The organism is Acidovorax sp. SDU_ACID1 (assembly GCF_045291395.1).
GTDB lineage: Bacteria > Pseudomonadota > Gammaproteobacteria > Burkholderiales > Burkholderiaceae_C > MR-S7.
Window position 1 is genome coordinate 1,818,393 of sequence record NZ_CP152342.1, and the last position, 20,689, is coordinate 1,839,081.

General features: G+C 56.7%; 15 protein-coding genes and 2 pseudogenes. 6 read left to right on the top strand and 11 right to left on the bottom strand.

Features of this window, described 5'->3' with window-relative positions; genetic code table 11:
• Positions 1-32 precede the first annotated feature (32 nt).
• The 4 genes from AAG689_RS08950 to AAG689_RS08965 all read right to left on the bottom strand — a co-directional run bounded on the left by AAG689_RS08950 (position 33) and on the right by AAG689_RS08965 (position 5,477).
• On the bottom strand, positions 33-1,268 hold the full coding sequence (locus AAG689_RS08950) for a PepSY-associated TM helix domain-containing protein (protein WP_406625637.1): 1,236 nt from the start codon (positions 1,266-1,268) through the stop codon (positions 33-35).
• Between the two features lie 22 nt (positions 1,269-1,290).
• Complete coding sequence (locus AAG689_RS08955) at positions 1,291-3,798, bottom strand: TonB-dependent siderophore receptor (protein WP_406625638.1); 2,508 nt, start codon at positions 3,796-3,798, stop codon at positions 1,291-1,293.
• 141 nt (positions 3,799-3,939) lie between these two features.
• Entirely contained in the window at positions 3,940-4,929 is a 990-nt protein-coding gene (locus tag AAG689_RS08960) for a FecR domain-containing protein (RefSeq protein ID WP_406625639.1), read from the bottom strand.
• 23 nt (positions 4,930-4,952) lie between these two features.
• Positions 4,953-5,477 (bottom strand): sigma-70 family RNA polymerase sigma factor, encoded by a 525-nt coding sequence (locus tag AAG689_RS08965; RefSeq protein WP_406625640.1) that lies wholly within the window; start codon positions 5,475-5,477, stop codon positions 4,953-4,955.
• A 797-nt stretch (positions 5,478-6,274) separates the two neighbouring features.
• Between AAG689_RS08965 and AAG689_RS08970 the strand changes: the two are divergent.
• A pseudogene (locus AAG689_RS08970) lies at positions 6,275-6,790 on the top strand (IS3 family transposase); the annotation flags it as partial.
• Positions 6,791-6,860: 70 nt separating this feature from the next.
• On the opposite strand, the gene AAG689_RS08975 reads toward AAG689_RS08970, so the two are convergent.
• On the bottom strand, positions 6,861-9,026 hold the full coding sequence (locus AAG689_RS08975; protein WP_406625641.1) for a putative bifunctional diguanylate cyclase/phosphodiesterase: 2,166 nt from the start codon (positions 9,024-9,026) through the stop codon (positions 6,861-6,863).
• Between the two features lie 355 nt (positions 9,027-9,381).
• Here AAG689_RS08975 and AAG689_RS08980 point away from each other — a divergent pair, with 355 nt between their 5' ends.
• Both AAG689_RS08980 and AAG689_RS08985 read left to right on the top strand, forming a co-directional pair.
• A complete protein-coding gene (locus AAG689_RS08980; RefSeq protein WP_406625642.1) occupies positions 9,382-10,746 on the top strand; it encodes a diguanylate cyclase in 1,365 nt (454 codons plus the stop codon).
• Between the two features lie 351 nt (positions 10,747-11,097).
• Positions 11,098-13,992, top strand: coding sequence for a diguanylate cyclase (locus AAG689_RS08985; protein ID WP_406626315.1), 2,895 nt, complete (start codon positions 11,098-11,100; stop codon positions 13,990-13,992).
• Positions 13,993-14,051: 59 nt separating this feature from the next.
• Here the strand turns inward: AAG689_RS08985 and AAG689_RS08990 are convergent, their stop codons facing one another.
• Positions 14,052-14,807 (bottom strand): response regulator transcription factor, encoded by a 756-nt coding sequence (locus AAG689_RS08990; protein ID WP_406625643.1) that lies wholly within the window; start codon positions 14,805-14,807, stop codon positions 14,052-14,054.
• 255 nt (positions 14,808-15,062) lie between these two features.
• Here AAG689_RS08990 and AAG689_RS08995 point away from each other — a divergent pair, with 255 nt between their 5' ends.
• The gene (locus AAG689_RS08995) at positions 15,063-17,234 is read left to right on the top strand and encodes a putative bifunctional diguanylate cyclase/phosphodiesterase (RefSeq protein ID WP_406625644.1); all 2,172 of its coding nucleotides are present in this window, start codon (positions 15,063-15,065) and stop codon (positions 17,232-17,234) included.
• A gap of 129 nt (positions 17,235-17,363) precedes the next feature.
• Here the strand turns inward: AAG689_RS08995 and AAG689_RS09000 are convergent, their stop codons facing one another.
• The 3 genes and pseudogenes from AAG689_RS09000 to AAG689_RS09010 form a co-directional block, all read right to left on the bottom strand.
• Positions 17,364-17,699, bottom strand: a complete 336-nt coding sequence (locus tag AAG689_RS09000) for a UTRA domain-containing protein (protein WP_406625645.1) — start codon at positions 17,697-17,699, stop codon at positions 17,364-17,366.
• A gap of 29 nt (positions 17,700-17,728) precedes the next feature.
• Positions 17,729-18,115, bottom strand: coding sequence for a GntR family transcriptional regulator (locus AAG689_RS09005; RefSeq protein WP_406625646.1), 387 nt, complete (start codon positions 18,113-18,115; stop codon positions 17,729-17,731).
• A gap of 64 nt (positions 18,116-18,179) precedes the next feature.
• Positions 18,180-18,317: pseudogene (locus AAG689_RS09010) on the bottom strand (IS3 family transposase); the annotation flags it as partial.
• A 29-nt stretch (positions 18,318-18,346) separates the two neighbouring features.
• Between AAG689_RS09010 and AAG689_RS09015 the strand changes: the two are divergent.
• Positions 18,347-18,970, top strand: a complete 624-nt coding sequence (locus AAG689_RS09015) for a Bug family tripartite tricarboxylate transporter substrate binding protein (RefSeq protein ID WP_406625647.1) — start codon at positions 18,347-18,349, stop codon at positions 18,968-18,970.
• Between the two features lie 25 nt (positions 18,971-18,995).
• A complete protein-coding gene (locus AAG689_RS09020) occupies positions 18,996-19,316 on the top strand; it encodes an EthD family reductase (protein WP_406625648.1) in 321 nt (106 codons plus the stop codon).
• Between the two features lie 140 nt (positions 19,317-19,456).
• On the opposite strand, the gene AAG689_RS09025 is transcribed toward AAG689_RS09020, so the two are convergent.
• Together AAG689_RS09025 and AAG689_RS09030 are read right to left on the bottom strand one after the other, a co-directional pair.
• The gene (locus AAG689_RS09025; RefSeq protein ID WP_406625649.1) at positions 19,457-19,852 is read right to left on the bottom strand and encodes an Arm DNA-binding domain-containing protein; all 396 of its coding nucleotides are present in this window, start codon (positions 19,850-19,852) and stop codon (positions 19,457-19,459) included.
• Between the two features lie 381 nt (positions 19,853-20,233).
• The gene (locus AAG689_RS09030) at positions 20,234-20,680 is read right to left on the bottom strand and encodes a response regulator (RefSeq protein WP_406625650.1); all 447 of its coding nucleotides are present in this window, start codon (positions 20,678-20,680) and stop codon (positions 20,234-20,236) included.
• Positions 20,681-20,689 lie beyond the last annotated feature (9 nt).

A 20,689-nucleotide genomic window follows, 5' to 3' on the forward strand; every position in this document is an offset into this window, starting at 1 on the left:
TTGAGCCATGAGCATGTGTGATGCAGCGACATCTATGCGCGGGCTGTGGGTGCAAGATCTGTCTTGGCTCTCTTGCGAGACACCCTCTTGCGCCGCCAGATCATGAGGCCTGTCGCGCTCAGCATGGCTACCATCAACCCAACCACTGTGACGGCGGCTTGCAACGGGCAGCCCCACATAGCGGCCATGTGCAGTCCGGCCAGCCAGCCGGTGATCGTGTCGCCGCTGGCGGCTCCTGTCGGAAACCAGACTAGGCGCAGTTCGCCGGTATTGGCGTCGAAGGCGATGACGGTACGACCTACTCGTTCCCGCACGTCCAGACTGCTAAGCACGTAGTAGCTGAACAGCGCGCGCCGCGTGTCGTAGTACAGCAGGTCTTCGCGTTCCACGGAGAACCCCCGTGACAAGGCCTGTTGTCCCATCAACTGCCGGCCGACCTCCAGTGCCTCTTGCCAGCTCAGACCGGGCTGCTCCTGCGGCGCGGCCAGTACCGGCAATGAGCGTGCGGTGGCCTGGAACGACAGGCCGCCGCCTTTCATGACCGCGTCGTAAGCCGGTGTCAGGTTGAACGCCACGCTGCTCCACGCGAAGACGAAAAGCATGGCCCATACCCAGAGGCCACCCGCCCGATGAAGATCGAACGTGAGTTTGTAGCGACCGCCGTGCCAGCGTACCCACCACGACGGCACCCACCGCCGCAACCAGGACTTGCCGGCTGTGCCGCCGGTCCGCCGCCGCGTGCTCGGGGCGGCCGGCAAGGTCAGCCACAGACCGAAGAAGCAGTCCACTGTCCACAGCAGCGCCGCGGCGCCCAAGGCCAGCGTGCCCGCCAGATCCAGTGCCAACGAATGGTGCAGGCGATAGATTAAGGGCATGACGTACTGGCCACCGCGCGCGACCTGGCCCAATACGCGGTCGCCGAGAACTTCGCCGGTATAGGGCTGCACCAGCACTTGAACTATCGGCGAGGCAGGCTTGCTCGCGTCGACTAGACTTGGCGCGACAAAGAAGACGGCCGACCTCCCCGGAGGCTGGCTCAGCGGGATATGGTTGACCTGCCGCTGCGGATACATCTGCGCCAACCGAGCACGCAGTGCCAGGGGATCCAGCGCTTTCTCGGCACCGGGGAACGGATATGCCGTCAGCAACTGTGGCGCGAGCAAGGCATCCAACTCGTCATACCAGGCCAACAGCGCGCCGGTGAGGCCTGCGACCAGCAGAAAGCCCGCGGTTACCAGCCCGATCCAGCTGTGCAGCCGCGCGATCACCGACCGTAGACGCACGCCTAGCTCAGAAATCGATCGTTGCCGAGAGATTGACAGTGCGCGGTGCCGACAACACGATGCCGCCAGAACCCGCGCTGCCCTCCCAGTAGTTGCTGTCAGCGACGTTCAGAACGTTCGCACGCAGCGTGAGGGGCCGCCCCAGCGCCCGTGTCTCATATCGCGCGCCGACGTCCCAACGTGTCCAGCTGGACAGCCTGAGGGTGTTGGCGGCATTCACATATTGCTTGCCGGTGGACAGCACGCGCGTGGTCAGTGTCAGGCCGCTTAGGAACGGAGCATCCCACTCCAGCCCGGCGTTGGCGATCCAGCGAGGTGCCACGATGGCGTCCTTGCCATCGTTGATACCGCCCTGAGTGCGCGCCTGCTTGGCTTGCAGGTATGTCATGCCGCCCAGCAGCCGCACGCCGCGTGCCAGTTCGCCGAATGCGCTGAATTCCATCCCCCGGTTGCGCTGCTCGCCATCCATCACGTAGCGGTAGGCCAGTGGCATGCTGCCGGGCACGGTGATCGCGTTGGGCTGCTTGAGCTCGAACAGCGACAGGGCGCCGATCATGCGTCCGAAATCAACCTTGATGCCCAGCTCCTTCTGCTTGGTCTTCACCGGCGGGAAGACCTCGCCGCTGTTCTCGGCATCAGCGGGGGCCGTGGTACCCGAGCTCAGGCCCTCAATGTAGTTGGCATAGAGCGACACATTGTCCCAGGGCTTGACCACCAGGCCGACCGCGGGCGAATTGACCGCGCGCTCATAGCCGGAGGTGCGCGGATTCACGGGAGCAGTCGCTGCGTAGTTGTCTGTGGTGACCTTCTGGCGGCGCACACCCAGAATAAGGCGCACCGCATCGTCGTTCCAGGAAATGCTGTCGGAGATACCCACCGACGACAGCCTCGTTTCAGACGCCTCGCGGGTATCGAGGAAGCCCGCGAATGGCGCGCCGGCATACAGCGGGTCAGCAACGACGGCGGGGTTGTAAAGATTGGAAGCGAAACCGGCCCATTGCGCGAAGCCATAGCCGGCCCTGGTGTCCAAAGAGGATGCCACCAAGTTGACTTCATGCCGCGCCCTCAGCGCGTCGAACTTCACCCGGGCTCCGGTCAGGGCCGATCTGGACTTCGAGGTTTCCGGATAGTTGACGGGCGAAGTGGAAAGATCACCCGCCGGATTGAGGATGCGGGACTCGGTGCGGTAGTTGCTGTGCCGGTGGTCGCGCGCGCCCGCTGCGCCGTAAATCATCAGCGAGGACGACACGTCAAACTCCGCCTGCACAACCTGGTAGTCGTCCACGTACTTGCGGCGCTCCCAGTCCTGCGCGAAGCGCGCACCCGTCTTTGGCGCGGCGGGAATCGCCGTGAGTGCTGGCGCCAAGCGATACCCTACGGCGGCGGAACGTGCGTCGTCGGACTGGTAGCCCAGATCCAGCGAAGCGCGAAGCCGCTCGCCTCGATAGTCCAGCCCCACGGAGGCAGCCCCCAACTTCACTGACTGCCCCGCCGTTGCGGTATCTCCACTGCGATATACGCCATTGGCACGAACGCCAAGCTGGTTCTGCTCGCCAAAGCGCCGGCCCACGTCCACGTGTGTACCCCAGAGCGAATCGGAGGCGTAGGTGGCCGTCAGGCGTGTGATGGGTGCGTCGGTAGCGCGCTTGGGCACCACATTGATAGCGCCGCCCACGCCCCCGCTGGGCGCCATGCCAGTCAACAGCGCGCTCGGGCCTTTAAGCACTTCCACGCGTTCCACCGTTTCCAGCGACAGCGTGCCATAGGGCAGCACGCCATACAAGCCGTTGAGCGAAATATCCCGGTTGCCCAGCCCGAATCCGCGCAGGAAGAAGTTGTCACCTCCGCCCACACTGGTGTTGCGCCCGCGCGAGCTCATGCGCACAGCCGGGTCGTTGTCCAGCACGTCTGAGAGCGTAGCCGACTGCTGGTTCTGCATCAGCTCGCTGGTGTAGCTGGCCACATTGAAGGGCGTGTCCATCACGTCCTGATTGCCCAGCAGACCCAGCCGGCTACCCCGCGCGACCTGGCCGCCTGCGAATGGCGGGGGAAGCTCGGCATGGGATTCATTGCGGGCTGTTACGGTGACGGTCTCCAGAGTTGCATTGCTGATCGATGGCTGCAACGGAGCGGATCGCAGAACATAGCCACCGCCGGATGTGGCTGCAGCCTCCAGCCCCGAGCCCGCCAGCAATTGAGCCAGGCCGTCACGCACACTGAAATTGCCTGACAAGCCTCGGCTCGTCTTACCCGCCGTGAGCGCCCCGTCGATCGACAGCATGATGCCCGCCGTGGAGGCGAAGCGATTGAGGACCTGGTCCAGCGTGCCTGCAGGAATCTCATGCCGCATCACCGGCGAGGCTCTGGCTGCAGTTTGGGCTTGGACCGCTGGGGGCAGCGCCATGGTGCTTACTGCCAGGCAGATCATCAGCGCTGCGCGCGCCAGCGGCGAGGGAGAGAGAGGGGCGGGAAAAGCGAGCGGCGTGTTGGGTTGGCTGCAGTTGCGCTGATACATGTTCTTCCTTTCCGAGGGTTTCGCGGCCACCTCATACCTGCGTGAGGGCCTTACCTGGTATCCCGGACGAAAAGGAAAAAGTGCTACGGCAAGCGAAAGAAAATTTAGCTCGACCTGAGAAATCTGCCCATGGCGCTGGTTCTAGCCTGGCCTCGCGCGCACCGTCACCCAGTAGCGGGTCAGGCGATCGATACGCACTGGCAGTGCCTGGGCCAAGGTCGACAGAGCCAGATCGGTATCGTCGAGCGGGTACACGCCGGAGACGACGAGGTCCTGAACGGCAGAGTCGCACCGCAGCAGGCCGCTGCGATAGCGGGCCAATTCGGCCAGAAAATCCTGCAGCCGCATACGTTCTGCCACCATCAGGCCACGTGTCCAGGCCGAATCGCCCGCTATGGATGCGACGGGCGACTCCACCACCGTCTCTGAAAACCACAGACGCTGGCCCGTTCCAAGCCGCACCGGAACCGAACCAGCAAGGTGTGGCTGAACCAGCACCGCACCATCTTCCACGGACGCCATGGACCGCCCATCGGACAGCCGAACCGCGAAACGCGTGCCGATGGCTTGCACGGTACCATGTGGCGTATGTACAGTGAACGGCCGATGCGCAAGTCCCTCGGCGGCCCGCGGGTCTGGCGCCGTCGCGATGAAGACCTCGCCCGCTCGCAGGAGTACGTCGCGCGCTTGCGCCGTGAACCGCAGGTCGATCGCACTGTACGTGTTGAGCACTAGGCGCGTGCCGTCGGGCAGCAGCAGATCCCTGCGCTCGCCCCGGCTCGTACGGTGATCGGCCAGCATCGATTGAATCGGTGGCGTGCTCCGCGCTGCGTAGGCAGCCACGCCCGCTCCTGTGAACAACCCCACGGCCCGCAACAGCGTGCGACGGGTGGCGGCTTGGCGGGCTGCCCCCGCCGCACGCAGGGCATCGCCTTCCACCGGTCCAGTCAGCGACCGGACGCGATGGCTAGTTCGCTGCACCTGACTCCATGCCCGCACATGTTCAGCGTCCTGCGCCAGCCAGCGGTCGAATGCAGCGCGCTCGTCTGCCGTGACCTCGCCCGACCAGAATGTCACCTGCCATTCCAGCGCCCGCTGTATCAGAGACTCGGGAACGCGGGCTGATTCCATGGAGGACGATGCGTGCTTGGCGCTCACAGCCCGTTCACACCGTCCGACGCCTGCATTTCTGCATGAAGCAAATGGGTCGCGCGCAGCATGTATTTGCGCACCGCGGCGAATGAAATGCCCATGGTTTGGGCAATTTGGGAGTACGTCAGCCCATCGAGTTGCGATAGCAGGAACACTTCTCGCACTTTGGCCGGCAGGGCACCGAGTACGCGGTCCACCAGCAGCAGTTCCTCGATGACCAGCGCACGCTGCTCGGCCGAGGGTGCTTGCGCCTGTGGCAGGTGCGCCAGGGCATCCATATAGGCGGCCTCCACCAGACGGCGGCGGTGAAGGTCGATCACCAAGCCTTTGGCGACCTGTGTCAGGTGGGCGCGTGACTGATCGGCCTCCGGTGTACGCCCCGTCAGGATGATGCGAAGGAATGTATCGTGCGCCAGATCGGCCGCGTCACCCGCATGGCCCACGCGCCGGCGCAACCAACTCTGCAGCCAGCCGTGGTGGTCGCTGTACAGCGTGTGGATCTTGAAGGAGGTTTCGCCGGAGGACATGCAAAAGCTGCTCAGGTGGGCAAGAGAGGGCAAACAGTAGAAAATGAGAACAATTCTCATTGTATCCATCTCCTCCGCAGAGCACGGTGCTGCGTCGGTCCCGGAGGTCTGCGTAGCATCTCCTTTGCATGAATTGGGTTGCTGCCGGGGCTGAGGCAGTGCCTGCGCGATTTGAACGTTGCGTTCTTGCCAATCGTTAGCCGGCGCAGACGATTAATTTGGAAGAGAAGGAGGCCTCTCCAGAGTTCTCCCCGGGGGGCGGTGATTTGCTCTTGCCGTCCCGGCCACGAATTCTCCTTTTCCTCCGCTCAATCGTTTCCGAATCTGTCTTTGGCCGCCCCCTAAACCAGCCCTGACCCTTGCGTCGGCGGCACCTGCTCGTGCCGCTCCGGAACGGAATGTCAGGAGGCAAGGATGCAGGGAACGAGTGTGCTGTTTGGTGAGGTGATAGCGGTGCTCTGCATCGTCATCGCCGGCGTGTGGGGTGCCACGCAGTGGACCGCCGCCGCCCTGGGCTATCAGTTGCGCCTGGGCTCGCCCTGGTTCGACCTCTTCGGCACGCCGGTCTACCATTCGCGACAATTCACACTGAATACCACCAAACGCCACCGTGCCTTCCACCCTCGTTCAAACCCTGCTCTCTTATGGCGCGCAGCTGGATCAGCTTTTCGACCTCGCCGACAACTCGCCGCGGTTGCTTCGCTATGCCGATCTGAAAATGGGCGATGCAGTATGGTCGCGTATTGTTGTCGCAGAGCACGAGCGCGTTCCTCGGGTGAACCGCCCCGGTTCCGGGGCGGTTCACCCAGCTGTGGGTGGCCGACATGACCTATGTGCCGACTTGGGCACGCTTCATCTACATGGCTGTGGTGATGGACGTCTTCAGCAGGCGCATGGTCGGTTGGTCGATGGGCGAGAGGATGACCGCGGGGGCTCGTGCTGGCGGCGCTGAACATGGCGTTGGCCCAGCGCAAACCCCGAGACATCATCCACCACTCGGACCAGGGAAGCCAGTACACCAGCCTGGCGTTCGGACAACGGTGCGCCGAGATGGGCAGCGTGGGTGACGCGTACGACAACGCCATGGGCGAGAGCTTCTTCGCCACGCTCGAGTGCGAGCTGATTGAGCGCCGCAGCTTCCGATCAAAGGCAGAGGCGAAGGTCGCGTTGTTCAGCTACATCGAGGGTTGGTGCAACCCGCACCAGCGCCATTCCGCGCTGGACTACCGCTCCCTGTGGAGTTCGAGCGCCGCATAGTCGTCGAGGCGCGTCCGACAACGGAGACCAACGAGGAAGACCGAATCCCGGCTTGAGAATCAAGCCGATAACGTGGAAGCGGGGCAACTTCAACTTCAGATAGCCTGCTGAAGATGAGTAGGCCGTTCAACTGCCCAGAGCAAGCTGCGCAGTAAACAACTCTGCAGGCTTGGGGTGCCCAAAAAGATACCCCTGCGCCTCTTTGCAGCCATGGTGATATAGTCTATCCCGCTGTGCCTGCGTTTCTACGCCCTCGGCAATAACCTCTAGATTGAAGTTTCGTGCAATGTCCAAAATGGCGCGCACAACTGCATCGTCCTGCTTTGACTCTACAATCTGCTGAACGAAAGCGCGGTCGATCTTGATGCGCGTCAGCGGATAATGCTTGAGAAGGCTGAGTGACGCATACCCTGTGCCGAAATCATCAAAAGCGATGCCTACGCCAATTTCATGAAGTGCTCGAAGGGGAGGTAGAACAATGGTTTCGTTATCGAGGGCGATATTCTCTGTGATCTCCAGTTCCAGAGCGTGAGCGGGCAGGGCATGCCGAGTTAGAGCCTCCAGTACTTTATTGTATAAATCTCCAGCGCGAAATTGTGCGCCAAACAAATTAACTCCCACGCGAAATTTCTGTAAACCTGCACTCCGCCAGAGTGCTGCTTGAGCGCAAGCCTTATCCAGAATCCAATCTCCGACGATTGCGGCCAAGGGGCCATTTTCTAGCACTGGAATAAATTCCCTGGGCGGAAGCAAGCCGCGGCTGGGATGCTGCCAGCGAATCAACGCCTCGGCGCCGACAAGAGCACCGTCTTCGATGCAAACCTGAGGTTGGTAATACAGCACCAATTCCCCGTTCTCAACTGCATGATGTAATTCGCTGTCATACAGTCTGCGTGAACTGGCTGCGGACCGTAGCTCCGGTTCGAAGACCAAAGCATGTCCTTTCTTGTTCGCCTTAGCATGGAAAAGCGCAAGATCAGCATTTGCAATGAGTTCAGTCGCTTCGCTCGCATGTTGAGGTATCAACGCGATGCCACAGCTCACTGCAATGTGAAGGTTATGCCCGTCCACCTCAATCGGACGTTTGATCACTGCGATCGCCTCATCAGCGATTCTTTGGGCTTTCTCCACTGCATTAATATTGCATAGATGTATAGCAAATTCATCGCCACCAATACGGGCGACAACGTCTTCAGTCTTGGCGAGACTGCGCAACCGGTGTCCAACCTCGCAGAGTATGCGGTCTCCGACAGCGTGTCCTAAGGTATCGTTGATGTCTTTGAAGCCATCGAGGTCCAGCATCAGAGCCGCGCTAGGTCGCCCTGTCGAGATGCTGTCTTCAATCGATCGCTGATAGAGTCCGCGGTTGGCCAGCCCGGTGAGCATGTCGAAATTCGCCAAACGAGTGAGTTCCTCCTGTTGTTTGAGCCGCTCACTGATATCTTGGACAATGGCCCCAAATCGGATCTGATCATTGTCTACCCACAAGGATGCGGCCAACTCCACAGGGAACTCTGAGCCATTCTTGCGCATACCTGTGACTTCTATGGGCGCATCGGATTGCTCTCCCAGTAGAGCGACTGCCGCGGCAATGCGCAATCGAAATGCTGCGCGCTGGTGAGCGGGCATCAACATTTCGATGCTCCGCCCCATCAGTTCGGCAGGCTGATAGCCAAACATCTTTGTTGCCGCCTCGTTCCAGGCGATGATTCGACAATCTGCGCCGAACGAAACGATCGCTGAAGGAGAGTGCTCTGCCAAGGCATCGAACCTGGACGTTCCCTTGTGTCCAGCCATTCCTATGCGACGCAACTCCAACTTGTCGCAGACGATTCGGGCCAGTTCACGCAAAGCCGTCTTGTCGGAGTCGGAAAGGCCTTCTCGGGGTTGGTGATCAATGACGCAAAGCGCACCGAGAGGCCATCCCTTGGGCGAAACAAGGGGCACGCCTGCATAGAACCGGATCCCAAACGCCCCTTGCACCAACGGGTTGTCATGAAAACGCTCATCAAGCAATGCGTCCGGCACCACCATGACATCGTCCTGAGCAATGGCATGGGCGCAAAACGACAGATCCCTGCGCATGTCGGTATCACCGATGCCTTTGCTGGCGGCGAAGAATACATGGTCATTTCCGACAAGATTTACAGCTGCAACAGGTACACTGAAAATCCTGGTGGCCATGGTCACGATGGGTTCTAAGCTGGGCAGTTCCTTGCCCTCGTCGAATTCATACTCCGCCAATGCTGCCAAGCGGAGTGGTTCGCTTTCGAGAACTGGCGGGCATTGCATGGACATCCTCCCACGACAAGTAAAGTCAAGAATTTAGAGCAAATGACTTCGCTCCTCAAGTCGGGAAAGGCGCTTTCTTTACTTGGCATCGCGGGAGGGGTATCCACCCTCCGGTCGCCTAGGCCGCTACACATCTGCGAGCGCAGCTAGCCTCACAAAGATATCCGCAGTACGCCTCTTCTGTGCCTTGAAGGCCACAAAAACAGGTGCGGCTGGAGCCAGCAGATGCCACGGTTTAGCAGTGATTCGGTTGACTTAGCTCCCGGCCCGAGAAAAGATGCGTGCTTGCACCAAAAGGTCACTCATGCGCTTTTCGCCTTCCTTGTTTCCAAGCACCGCGACGAGACGCTCTCACGTGTCCGACCTGATCAGTCTCAGCTGTTTGATCTTCGGCGCGAGCTTGCTGGGCATTGCCACCCGGCCTGACGGCTTCTTCGCGGTCTTCTGGCCGGCCAACGCGCTTCTAGCGGGTGTAATGGTGCGACGCCCAGAATTGACAAAGGCGCAAGGCTGGGTCGCTGCAGGGCTTGGTTATATCACTGCCGATCTGATTACTGGTAATTCCCTATTTGCTACTTTGTGGCTCACTTTTTCCAACATTGCAGGTGCTGCAGTTGCTGCAGCGCTGTTATTGCGAACCGACGAAGCCACATGGCGCATGCAGCGCCAGCTCTCGGCGCTGTATTTATTACTTGCATGCAGTGCGGCATCTGCTGTTGCAACGATTACTGGCTGCGGTGCCGGATCCATAGTTTTTAATACTTCGCTGCATGTGGCTGCCATGCTCTGGTTCAGCACGGAATTGATGAACTACGTTCTCGTATTACCGGTATTGCTGACCATGCCCGTCTCTTGGCAAGAGATACGGACAGGCACAGCACAACAGATGCCTCCTTGGCTGCGTTGGGGCCCATTAATCTCGGTGGTGCTTAGTGAAATCAGCGCCTTTCTTCTGGGAGGTCCTGGTGCTATCGCCTTTGTAGTTCCCGCGTTGCTCTGGTGCGCGTTGACCTACAAAGTGTTCCTTGTAACTCTCCTGAGCATGACGGTTTGCTTCTGGAAGACGCTGGAAGTGGCTTCTTACGCCTTTGTTTTTACCCCCGACCATTTGCCCTCCGTATTCTCGTTTCGGATGGGAGTCACTTTACTTTCGCTGGGGCCTCTCGCTGTCGCATGCGCGAGCGCTGCACGCAATGATGCACTGCAAAAACTTGACAAAGCCGTGAATCTGGATTTTCTTACTGGCGCTATGACTCGGCGTGCTTTCATGAGTGGTGGTGAAAGACTGCTTGCACGGCTAGCAAGGGAGAAGGATTGCGTAGCAGTGATGATGATCGATATTGATCACTTTAAAAATATCAACGATGCACACGGTCATGGCGCCGGAGATGTCGTGCTCGCCGGTTTCGCGTTGACCATTTCTCAATTGCTGCGGCCGGGCGACCTGTTTGGCAGGCTGGGTGGAGAGGAGTTTGCGGTGCTTCTGCCCCGAACCGGGCAGGAGAGTGCGCTCGCTATTGCGGCCCGGCTTGTCAACGCAGTGCGCAACACAGCCAACACCTTGCCAGATGGAATTTTGGTGTACATAACGGCAAGCATCGGTGTAATACAGGTCTCGGTTATCTCAGCCGACAACACGCTCGACAGCCTGCTCAAAGCAGCTGACAAGCGACTGTATCAAGCCAAGCGTAACGGACGCGATCAGACCGTGGCGAGCTGATGGGTGGGCGCTCCATGCCGGTAGCGCGGCGTAATTCGCAAAAAAGCGAATCGGGTTTTTCCAGCTCGCTGAAGGGCTTTGTGGCGTATCGAAAAGCCCATAAAACAGAGAAGGTACCCCCGGACAGAGTGCCTGGCGGGGCACGGCATACACATCACGACCCTAGACGAGCGAGGAGGCGCTGCTGTCCGATTTCTGGCTTCATGGCACACTGCCGCCCGCATGTTCTTGTCATCTCCCTCAATCACTTTTCGTCTCAATAGAAGTAGACACATGGGCAACGTGCGGTTGTCCCATGTCATTGCCCTGGGCCTCGCTGGGATTGTGGGTGCATGCGCGCTTTACTGGGCAATGCTGTTGGAGGGGCACAAGGTGCAGCGCTCCCACTTGGAGCAGCAGACCCAGCTGCGAGCCTCGCAAGTGGCACGGGCTCTGGCAGCGCAAGTATCGGCACTTTTTTCGGGGTTGGACTACGCTACGCGCAACTTGGCATCGGCATACGAGGCCCGTGACATGAGTGCGTTTCTGTTGGCGCAAGAAACCTTGCGGCGCACTACCCCTTCGGGAGCCATCCTTCAAGTCGCAGTTGCAGACAGCAACGGCAAAGTGGTGTACTCCAGTCTGCAAGGTACTAATGCGCTGGCAGTCGGCATCGGCGACCGAGAGCATTTTCAGGTGCACAAACAAGGCGCCGTTCAAGGATTGCATGTAGGGCGGCCCATACTGGGACGGGTCTCTCAACAGTGGTCCATACCACTGTCCCGAGCGCTGATGCGCAACGGTCGCTTTGATGGGGTTCTGGTCGTTGCGCTGTCGCCCTCCTATCTCTCGAGCTTTTTCCGGGATGTGTTCGGGCAGCCCAATGACGTCGTGCTGCTGCTGAGAAACGACGGCATGTACCTGGCGCGTTCTCATGGAGAGCAGAGTGTCTTGGGCACGTCGGTGCCGCCGGAGCGGCAATTTCTCACCGATGTGTCGCATCAGTATGGCGCCTACGAGGTGGTGGCCCAGGTTGACGGCGTAAGGCGCTACTACGCATGGAGTCGTACACCAGGATTTCCGATGGTCGTGAGTGCAGGCCTAGACAAACAAGCCGCCCTTGCTCCCTTGCTCCCTTCATTGAAAACTAGCCTGATTCGCAACGGCGTGGCCACGGCGGTGCTATTGCTCGGTGCTTCGCTGATTGCCTGGCTCGCTGTTCAGCGAGCTAGAGGTCAAGCCCAATTGGCCGAGCGCGACGCTCTGCTGCGTAAACTGGTGGAGCAGGTGCCTGGTGCTTTGTTTCAGCTCAAGCGTAGTGCCAGTGGGGCGCACAGCTTTCCTTTCGCTGGGGCTGCCCTCTACCAATTGCATGGAGTCCGTTTTGCAGGCAGTCCCGGTGACACCACTGACCTTGTTCCAATGTTGCACCCTGATGATGCGCATCGGGTGCTGCACTCAGTGCAGGCCTCGGCTCGCTATCTGAGTCCTTGGGAACAAATCTACCGCCTGAAACTTGCCAACGGTACTGTCCGGTGGATGCACGGCCATGCCAACCCTGAACGCACGCCCGATGGCGGCGTGCTTTGGCATGGCTATATACACGACATATCAGAGGAACGTGCCACCCAGGAAGCTCTGCGTGAGAGCGAGGAGCGGGTCCGTCTAACTGTCGACGCAGTGAAAGACGGCATGTGGCAATGGGATGTTGTGGAGGATAGGCTCGTATGGGACGCGCGTTGCCAATCGATGCTGGGCAATGGCCATGAAAAACGCCAGGGCAATCTTCAGGACTTCTATGCAATGGTCCACCCTCGTGATCTGGAGCGTGTCCAGACAGCTTTGAGTAGCAATCTGGAGCGTGATAGTGAGTATCGGCAGGAAATAAGACTGCGCACCGCCAATGGTGGATGGCTATGGGTCGAGACTCGAGGGCAAGTCATCAACCGTGACGATCACGGGAAGCCCTTGCGTATGCTTGGCATGCACAGTGACATTAACCGCCGAGTGGAGTCCGAGCGTTTGGTAAGGGCCTTGCTTGATCAAAGCAGTGCGGTCATTTTTTTGACCTCGCCGAGTCGGTACATCGTGCATGCCAATGACCGCGCGATACAACTTTTTGGGCCATTGCAAGGCCAAAGCGTACGGATCATTCATCCCAACCAAGAGAGCTTTGAGAGGGTCGCTGGCCATTACCCCGAACTGCGCATTCAGGGATGGTCTCGCTCAGAAGCCCAACTGCAGCTTCAGGATGGATCGCTGCGCTGGTTTGACATGTACGGCACGCTGCTTGATCCCGAAGACCCAGAGGGCAACGTGATCTGGACTGCGCATGATGTGGATGATCGCCATCGTGCGCAAACTGCACTGGTAACGGCTCAACAACGGCTTCTCGCACTCATTGACCATTTCCCCGGCGGAGTGCTGCTCGATGATCCGAAGGCACGGCAAATCGTGGCGGCTAATGCGACACTGTTCCAACTACTGGGCGTCGATGGCTTTTCGGCAGAGAAGGGGAAGGGCTCCCGCGCTGCTTTAGCATTGTTACTGCCTCTTGCCATCCGAGAAATGCTGCTGCCAGTGGATCCACAAGCAGCTGTTCAACTGGGCACAGAATTGCAGTTTCCCGATGGCCGAATTCTGGAAATGGATCAAGTGCTGTTGCAGGCACAGCAGCGCAGTCTGGGACGCATATCCATCCTGCGGGATATCACTGAAAGCCGTCGCCGACAGTCAGTACTGGAGCAATTGGCTGCGACAGACACTTTGACAGAATTGCCCAACCGCCGGACATTCATGGCCCGCCTTACGGAAGAATTTCGAGCGGTGAGAGATGGTCGCCATCCCGCAGGCGCCATAGTAATGTTGGATATTGATTATTTCAAACGTATCAACGATACATATGGGCATGCTGTGGGGGATGAGGTACTCAAGGATTTGGCGGCGTTGATGCGCAATAGTTTGCGCATCACCGATATGCCTGGCAGGCTGGGGGGAGAAGAGTTTGCTATTTTGCTGCCAGGCACTGAAGTGAAGCAGTGCTTGGCACTGGCTGAGCGTTTACGACAGTCGATTGAGACTCATCCTACACAGTCCTCGGCTGGTGAGATTGCCTACACAGTAAGCTTTGGCGCCTGTGTGCTGAATATGCAGACGCGTGGGCCGGACCAGTGCCTCGCTCGAGCTGATGAGGCACTCTACCATTCAAAGCGGACAGGGCGAAATCGGGTCACTCTTTGGACTGAAGAAATGGATAAACTGGTCTGATCAGAGAGGCCAGTCCATACCATTATAAAGATGTGAATTTCTGCATAATGAGCAGATAGCTATCCCGTATTGCGTTGTCCGTCAATGGCTTTAAGCACTAACTCTTTCTGGAAAAAGGCGTCACTCATAAACACCAAGCCGCGGCCGAATACCGCTCGCACAGGCAGCGCCAGTCCCGTGGACTTTAGCGTCTTGCGCCGCAATCGAGACAACTGGGCTTCAATGCGATGAAAGTTATCCTGGGAATGAACTGCTTCCGTGACCCCGATGAGCGTCTCCTTGGTGACCAGAACGTCTTGCGTTGCCATCAAGCAGGTCAGAAGCTCTGACTCGCGGCTCGTTAGAGGTACGGCTTTCAGGTTTGGCGCAATTAATCGATGCGCAAACGTATCTAGTTTCCACGACCTGAACTGTTGGGCTCTCATGCTTGATGGTGATAGCCGACGCAACTGGGAGCGAATCCCTGCCGCCAACACCCGTAGATCGGTGGTCTTGCCCACGCACTGCAGGGCACCTGCGTTGAGTGCAATGGTGCGGCTTTTTGCATCGCAAAGGGTCAGCGCAACCACAGGAATGTTATGTACCGCCAGTCTTTTGACCAGATCCAAGTTGCTTCCGGGCCTCTCCAGTTCTACAACCACCAAGTCAGCACGCTTACGCAGCAGATGTCCGTAGAACCTCTCGGCCGACTCGACATCCCAAGCCTGCATGCCCGCATCAAGCAGGAAGCGGGAAACATTGGAACGAATGGCTTCGTCTTGGGCGACCACCGCGATCGTGGATTTTGAGGATGATAAAGATACTTGGTGTGGCATGCTGACTCGCTGGCGAGGTGGGCGACTGGCTTCACTTCGCGCACCATGCATGTTAGTTCTCAAAGGATCGCGTTTTTTTCTGATTGACAGAGATTAACAGACGTAGTCCACTCTTTTGAGCGTTCGCGCATGGCTGGTGTCCAGATAGGGCGAGGGATTGCATGTTTGTTCGCTCTTTCTTGGCAGGACCTCTAGAGGGAAATGTGAAAGTATCTTTGGATTCGAGTCCTTGTTAATCTGTGGGTATTTATTTTAATGATTAATCCTTATCCTATTCCTGAAAATGAGAATGCGCGGCTGGCAGCTGTTGAGGAATACCACCTCATTGACACACCTCCAGAGCAGGATATTGACCGGCTGGCAGGACTCGCCTCCAGAATATTTGATGTTCCGATCGTTTTGGTCTCATTGATGGAACGCGATCGACAATTCTTTAAATCTCATATCGGATTTGATCTTTGCGAAACAAGCCGAGAGATCGCTTTCTGTGCTCATGCAATTATGCAAGATGAAATTCTCGTCGTTTTGGACGCAGCAAAGGATCCCAGGTTTTCTGCAAATCCATTGGTGTTAGGGGCGCCTTTTATTCGCTTTTATGCGGGAAAGCCTCTCGTTACGTCATCAGGTGAAAAAATTGGAACCGTTTGCCTAATTGATGCGAAAGTGCATACGGAATTTTCTGCCGAGGATAAAAGGAATCTGACTGACATAGCAGCGCTTGTCATGGACAGGATGGAGTTGAGGCGAATTGAACATCTTCGCACTGTGAGTCAAAGCCGCTTCGAACGTATTGCTGAAACATCGCCTGATGCTATTGTTTGCTCCGATTCAAAAGGGGATGTGACTTTTTGGAACAGATCGGCGGAAAGGCTTTTTGGATATACCAGTGAGGAAATGGTCGGTTGCACCAGTCGGGTGATTGTTCCTGATAGTTGGATAAACATATATATTGCCGAGATAGAAAGGCTGCGCAATGGTGAGAAATTGGAGCTTGCTGATCGTACAATTGAGCTGTCGGGACTTCGAAAGAATGGGAGTGAGTTTCCTGCAGAATTTTCTCTGTCGACTTGGCAGGAGGGAGAGGCGACAAGTGTTGGTGCCATCGTGCGTGATGTTACTGAGAGGCGGAGAAATGAAGAGCGATTATTCCGGCTCGCTTCTCTTGATGCATTAACAGGAATTCCAAACCGAGGTGCTTGGCAGGACTGTCTTAAAGAAGTCGTGGAAGCTGCGCAGCCTGCAACTGTGCTGCTTTTGGATCTCGATGGATTCAAGGAGGTCAATGACTCGCTCGGCCATCCTGCGGGAGATGCCGTCCTGCGTGAAGTGGCTGGACGCCTAATGTCTTTTAGTGAAGACACGATTATGGCTGCACGCCTGGGCGGTGATGAGTTTGTCGTGCTGTTACGTGGCAACGACGAACGCTATGCCAACGCCATGGCGTCACGTCTCGTCTCGCTGATCTCGCGCCCCTACGAATTTGCCGGACAACACATCGAGATAGGTGCGAGCATTGGAGTTGCTCTGGCGCCACAGCACAGCGCGCGCTCTGAAGATCTGCTGCGAGCTGCGGACCTTGCACTTTATAGAGCCAAAGCGTCAGGTAAGGGACGGTATGAGATTTTTGTTCCAGAATTGCGAGAGGTAGCAATCGCACGCCGTGCTTTCGAGCAGGAACTTAAGTTGGCTTTTGAAAGAAATGAATTCGAATTGTTTTATCAACCGCAGTTTTCTACGGCGGATCAGACATTGACTGGAGCAGAGGCGCTTATCCGCTGGCACCATCCAAAACGTGGACTTCTTTCTCCGGCGTCGTTCATTGAGGTTTTAAGTCAAAAGCCGTCTGCTGCGGAGATCGGCACATGGATTTTGCGCACTGCGTGCTATCAAGCATCTCAATGGAGGCTTCAATATCCGGAATTTCGCATGAGTGTCAACCTATTTGAGGCACAGTTCCGTTCCGGGCATTTGCTACACACTGTGAGCCAAATATTAGATGAATTCTTGCTTCCTCCTCAATCGCTTGAGCTTGAGATTGTTGAAAATATAGTACTGAAAAATGATGCTGGTACATTGAACCTTCTCCACGATCTGCGCAGAATAGGTATTGGTCTCGCATTTGATGATTATGGGACAGGGTTTGCATCCCTTAGCTTGCTCAAACGTTATCCGGTGTCACGATTAAAAATTGACAAGTCTTTTATAAGTGATGTTCACGCTAATCCTGAAGATGAGGCCGTAGTAAGGGCGGTGCTTTATCTTGGACGCAGCTTTGGCATGGAGGTGATTGCCGAGGGCGTAGAGACGGATGAGCAATTGGATTTTCTCAAGCGTCACAATTGTCCTGAAATTCAGGGTTATTTACTTGGGAGGCCGGTTTCGGCATCTGTGTTTCAGGAGTTATTTTTGAGGCGGCAGCAGAAATAAAAAACAGTCAAAATATATTTTTTGAGATCCATGTGTGAATCATATTTTCAGGTCTTAATCGTGTTGGCGACGAGGATCTGATGACGAAGGATGATTGACTTTTTTTGAAGGGCGTGGTTGTTTTGTTTATTAGATTTCAGCTGCAATGCTGATTGTGTAGTAATATCGGTCTGCGCGATAATAGGAGTGGAATACCACCAATGGCGTCCCGTCCGCATGCCTGAAGAAGCGGGAGAGGAAAAGGATTGGTGCGCCGACTTCAACATCCAGTATCTGAGCTAGTTCTAGTGTTGCCACCATTGCGTCTATCTCTTGACGCTCTTCTAGAATTTCTAATTTCAGTTGCTTTTTCAAAAATTCAAGAATAGACATTTCTTGAAAGTCTGCGTCCTTCACCGCTTGACCCACATTGGGCGTGAAATAGGCGTGATGCAGTGCCAGCGGTCTTGCCTCAAAAAATCGCACGCGCGTGACTAAGTAGACCCGTTCGTCCGTCAGGCGCAGCAGTTGGTGACCCCTGCATCCGACACCATGCCGGAACTCAGGATCTTTGACTTGGTGTCGAGCTTGAGCGTCGTGTAATCCTCGCTGAGCCCGGTGAGACGCTTTTCGAGGCGGGGGGCAGGGTGCTTGAGCAAGAAGGTGCCCTGGGACCGTCTGCGATCGATTAGCCCCTCATCGTCGAACCAACGGAGCGCCTGACGCACCGTCTCTCGCGAAACCTCGAACTCCTCGCACAGTTCGCCTTCAGTAGGCAGCCGGTCGCCAATCTGGTAGTCGTTTTGTAGACGTTTGCGCAAGATCTCGCGTAGTTGGAGGTACTTGGGAAAGGGATTAAAAAACGCTCGCTTCTTTGGGGGAAGCGCTCTGGGCTTTGTCATGGAAGAACTATAGCTGTCCGCTGCAGGAACACGGCGTGAACCCCCCGGCTTTCGCGGAGGCCGATTAGCTTGAGTCAGCCGTACTGGCCCGCTGCTCAAGATTGCGATAGTAGGTGGTCTCGAACTCGGCGTGCGGAACGTAGCCCAGCGGGGCCATCAGCCGATGGTTGTTGAACCATGACACCCATTTCAAGGTCGCTACCCTACAAGGACCTAACGGACTTCGCGCCGGTGAGCGACATTCTCAGCATCGGGTACATGCTTGCCGCCGCGCCCGATATCCCGGCCACCAATCTGCGCGAATTCATCGCGTTGCTGAAAAACGATCCGACTCGCTATTCCTATGGCTCATCCGGTATTTCTACGGCGCTGCATCTCATGGGTGAGATGTTTAACAAGGAGGCGGGCGTTACTTCGCTGCATGTCCCGTACAAAGGGGGAAATCAGGTTCAGCTTGATCTAATGAGTAGCCGAATCAGCTTTGCGTTTCTTCCGACGGGTGCGATGGATGCAGTCAAGGCGGGAAAGCTCAAGACCTTCGGCTTTGCGTCGGATCGTCGCGATCCTGACTATCCGAATCTGCCGACCTTGGACGAAGGAGGGTTGAAGAACTTCAAGGTGTCGGTCGGTTTCTACCTCTTGGCTCCGAAGGCGACCCCTCCGGGCATCGTGAGTCAGCTTAATGGAGCGGCTAACAGCATTGTAAAAAGCGAAGCTTTCTATGCACGTGTGAAATCGCTGGGCGGCGTGAAGATTTCGGCCGTAGGCTCGTCGGCAGAGATCCAACAGCGCATGATGGCCGATCAGGCTCGTTGGGATCGCCTTATCCAAGATGCAAACATCAAGCTTGAATAAGCTTTCAGTAAAGTTAGGTTTATCCATGATCAAGCTCACGGTTCAATATCCTTCAGTGCCTGGTAGCCGGTTCGATTTCGACTACTACCAGACCCGACATCTTGAACTTATCCGGAATCGGCTAGGCGAGAGTTGCATCAGGCTTTCATTCAGCCGAGGTTTGTTTTCTGTACCTGAAGGTGGACCGCCGGCTTTCATAGCATCGTGCGACATTTTTTTCGCGAGCATAGAGATATTCCAAGAAAAGTTTCTACCTAATGCTCCTGAGTTCCGTGCGGATAATGTCAACTACACAGATATCGTCCCCATCCGACAACTTTACGAATATCTTTCGGATGATTTTTAAAAGCTCGTGTCGAGTTCTTTCTAATTGCTGAGCAAGTTAATTGTCGCATCCCCGACGATTGTATGGATCCTAAACGCTATCATGGCCAGCGCAGCCCCGAAGGAGGTGGTAGAGCAGCTTGAGCCTCTGATTCCCGCCTTTCACCCCCTCCGCCAAAGGCGGTCTGTATTGACCCAGTAAAAACCTGCACAGGTCTTAAACTGAGAAGAAAGAGACCTGAGCATGAAGAACGACGAAGAAATCAAGCGCTGGACGGCCATGCGCTGCTGCTTGCGCGGAGCGATCGGATCCTTGCCCTCGCGCAGCCCGTCATGGATGTCCCGCGCCTTGTCGCGGGCCTCGGACAGTCCCACCGCAGGGTAGGCGCCGATGCCGATGTCCCGGCGCTTGTCTCCCACCTGGATCCTTAGCACCCAGCCCCGGTGGCCTGCGCTCACCCGCAAGTGCAGGCCGGGCACGCCGCCGACGGCGTGCCTTCCTTCCATCTTGATCGCTGCGACAGCGCGCTCCGACAACTGCTTGGCCACCTTGGGCATGGGACTCTCCGCCATAAATTCCTGTCCCACATTGTGCCCACAAAAAACATTGGCTGTGGCTGAATCTGGTTGAACCTCGTTGGACGAGGTTAGTGGGAAAAATCCTTTAAAATCAGTAAGTTGTTGATTTTCCCTGGACGACTCTGGACCTTAATTTAGCGGACTCCGTTTCCGCCAGTTGGCTTTGATAGCCGACAATTAGCGGTATATGAGCTTTGTCTCGTATAAGACCGCAAAAAAGCAAAAGCTGCTACCTTGACGGGTTGCAGCTTTTTGTTTTTAACCTAACCCTATCTTCATAAGAGCGCTGTTCTGCGCAGCGCCTGCAGTACAGGTGCAAGGGGCAGCGCAGCCGTAGCCTTGGCGGAGTGATTTCAATCTTCAATCGCGTGTAGATACACGAATTCCCTTGAGTAGGTGGCGCATCGAGTCTTCCACTTGCCCATCGGGAGGCTCTGGCGGCTTTCCGTTCGCCATCAACCGTTTCACGGCGACAAGCAGGGTGTCGAGATCAAAGGGTTTAACCAGGAATTCATCGTATCCCTGGAAAACCCGTCTCACGATGTCCTCGCTCGTAGCGCTCATGAATACAAATGGAATGTGCTTCAGCGCTTCGTCTTGGCTAATGATCTGCCCGAACTCGCCGCCATTCATGATGGGCATCATGAAGTCGGTAAGGATCAATGACGGTTTTTCGCCGCTTCTGATGATTTCGAGCGCCTGCTTGCCATTGGATGCTATTGCAACTCTATAGCCTTCAGCTTCAAGCAGGAGCTGCAATATCTCGGCATTCCCGTATTCGTCCTCGACGATAAGAATCATTTCCATCGAGACGAT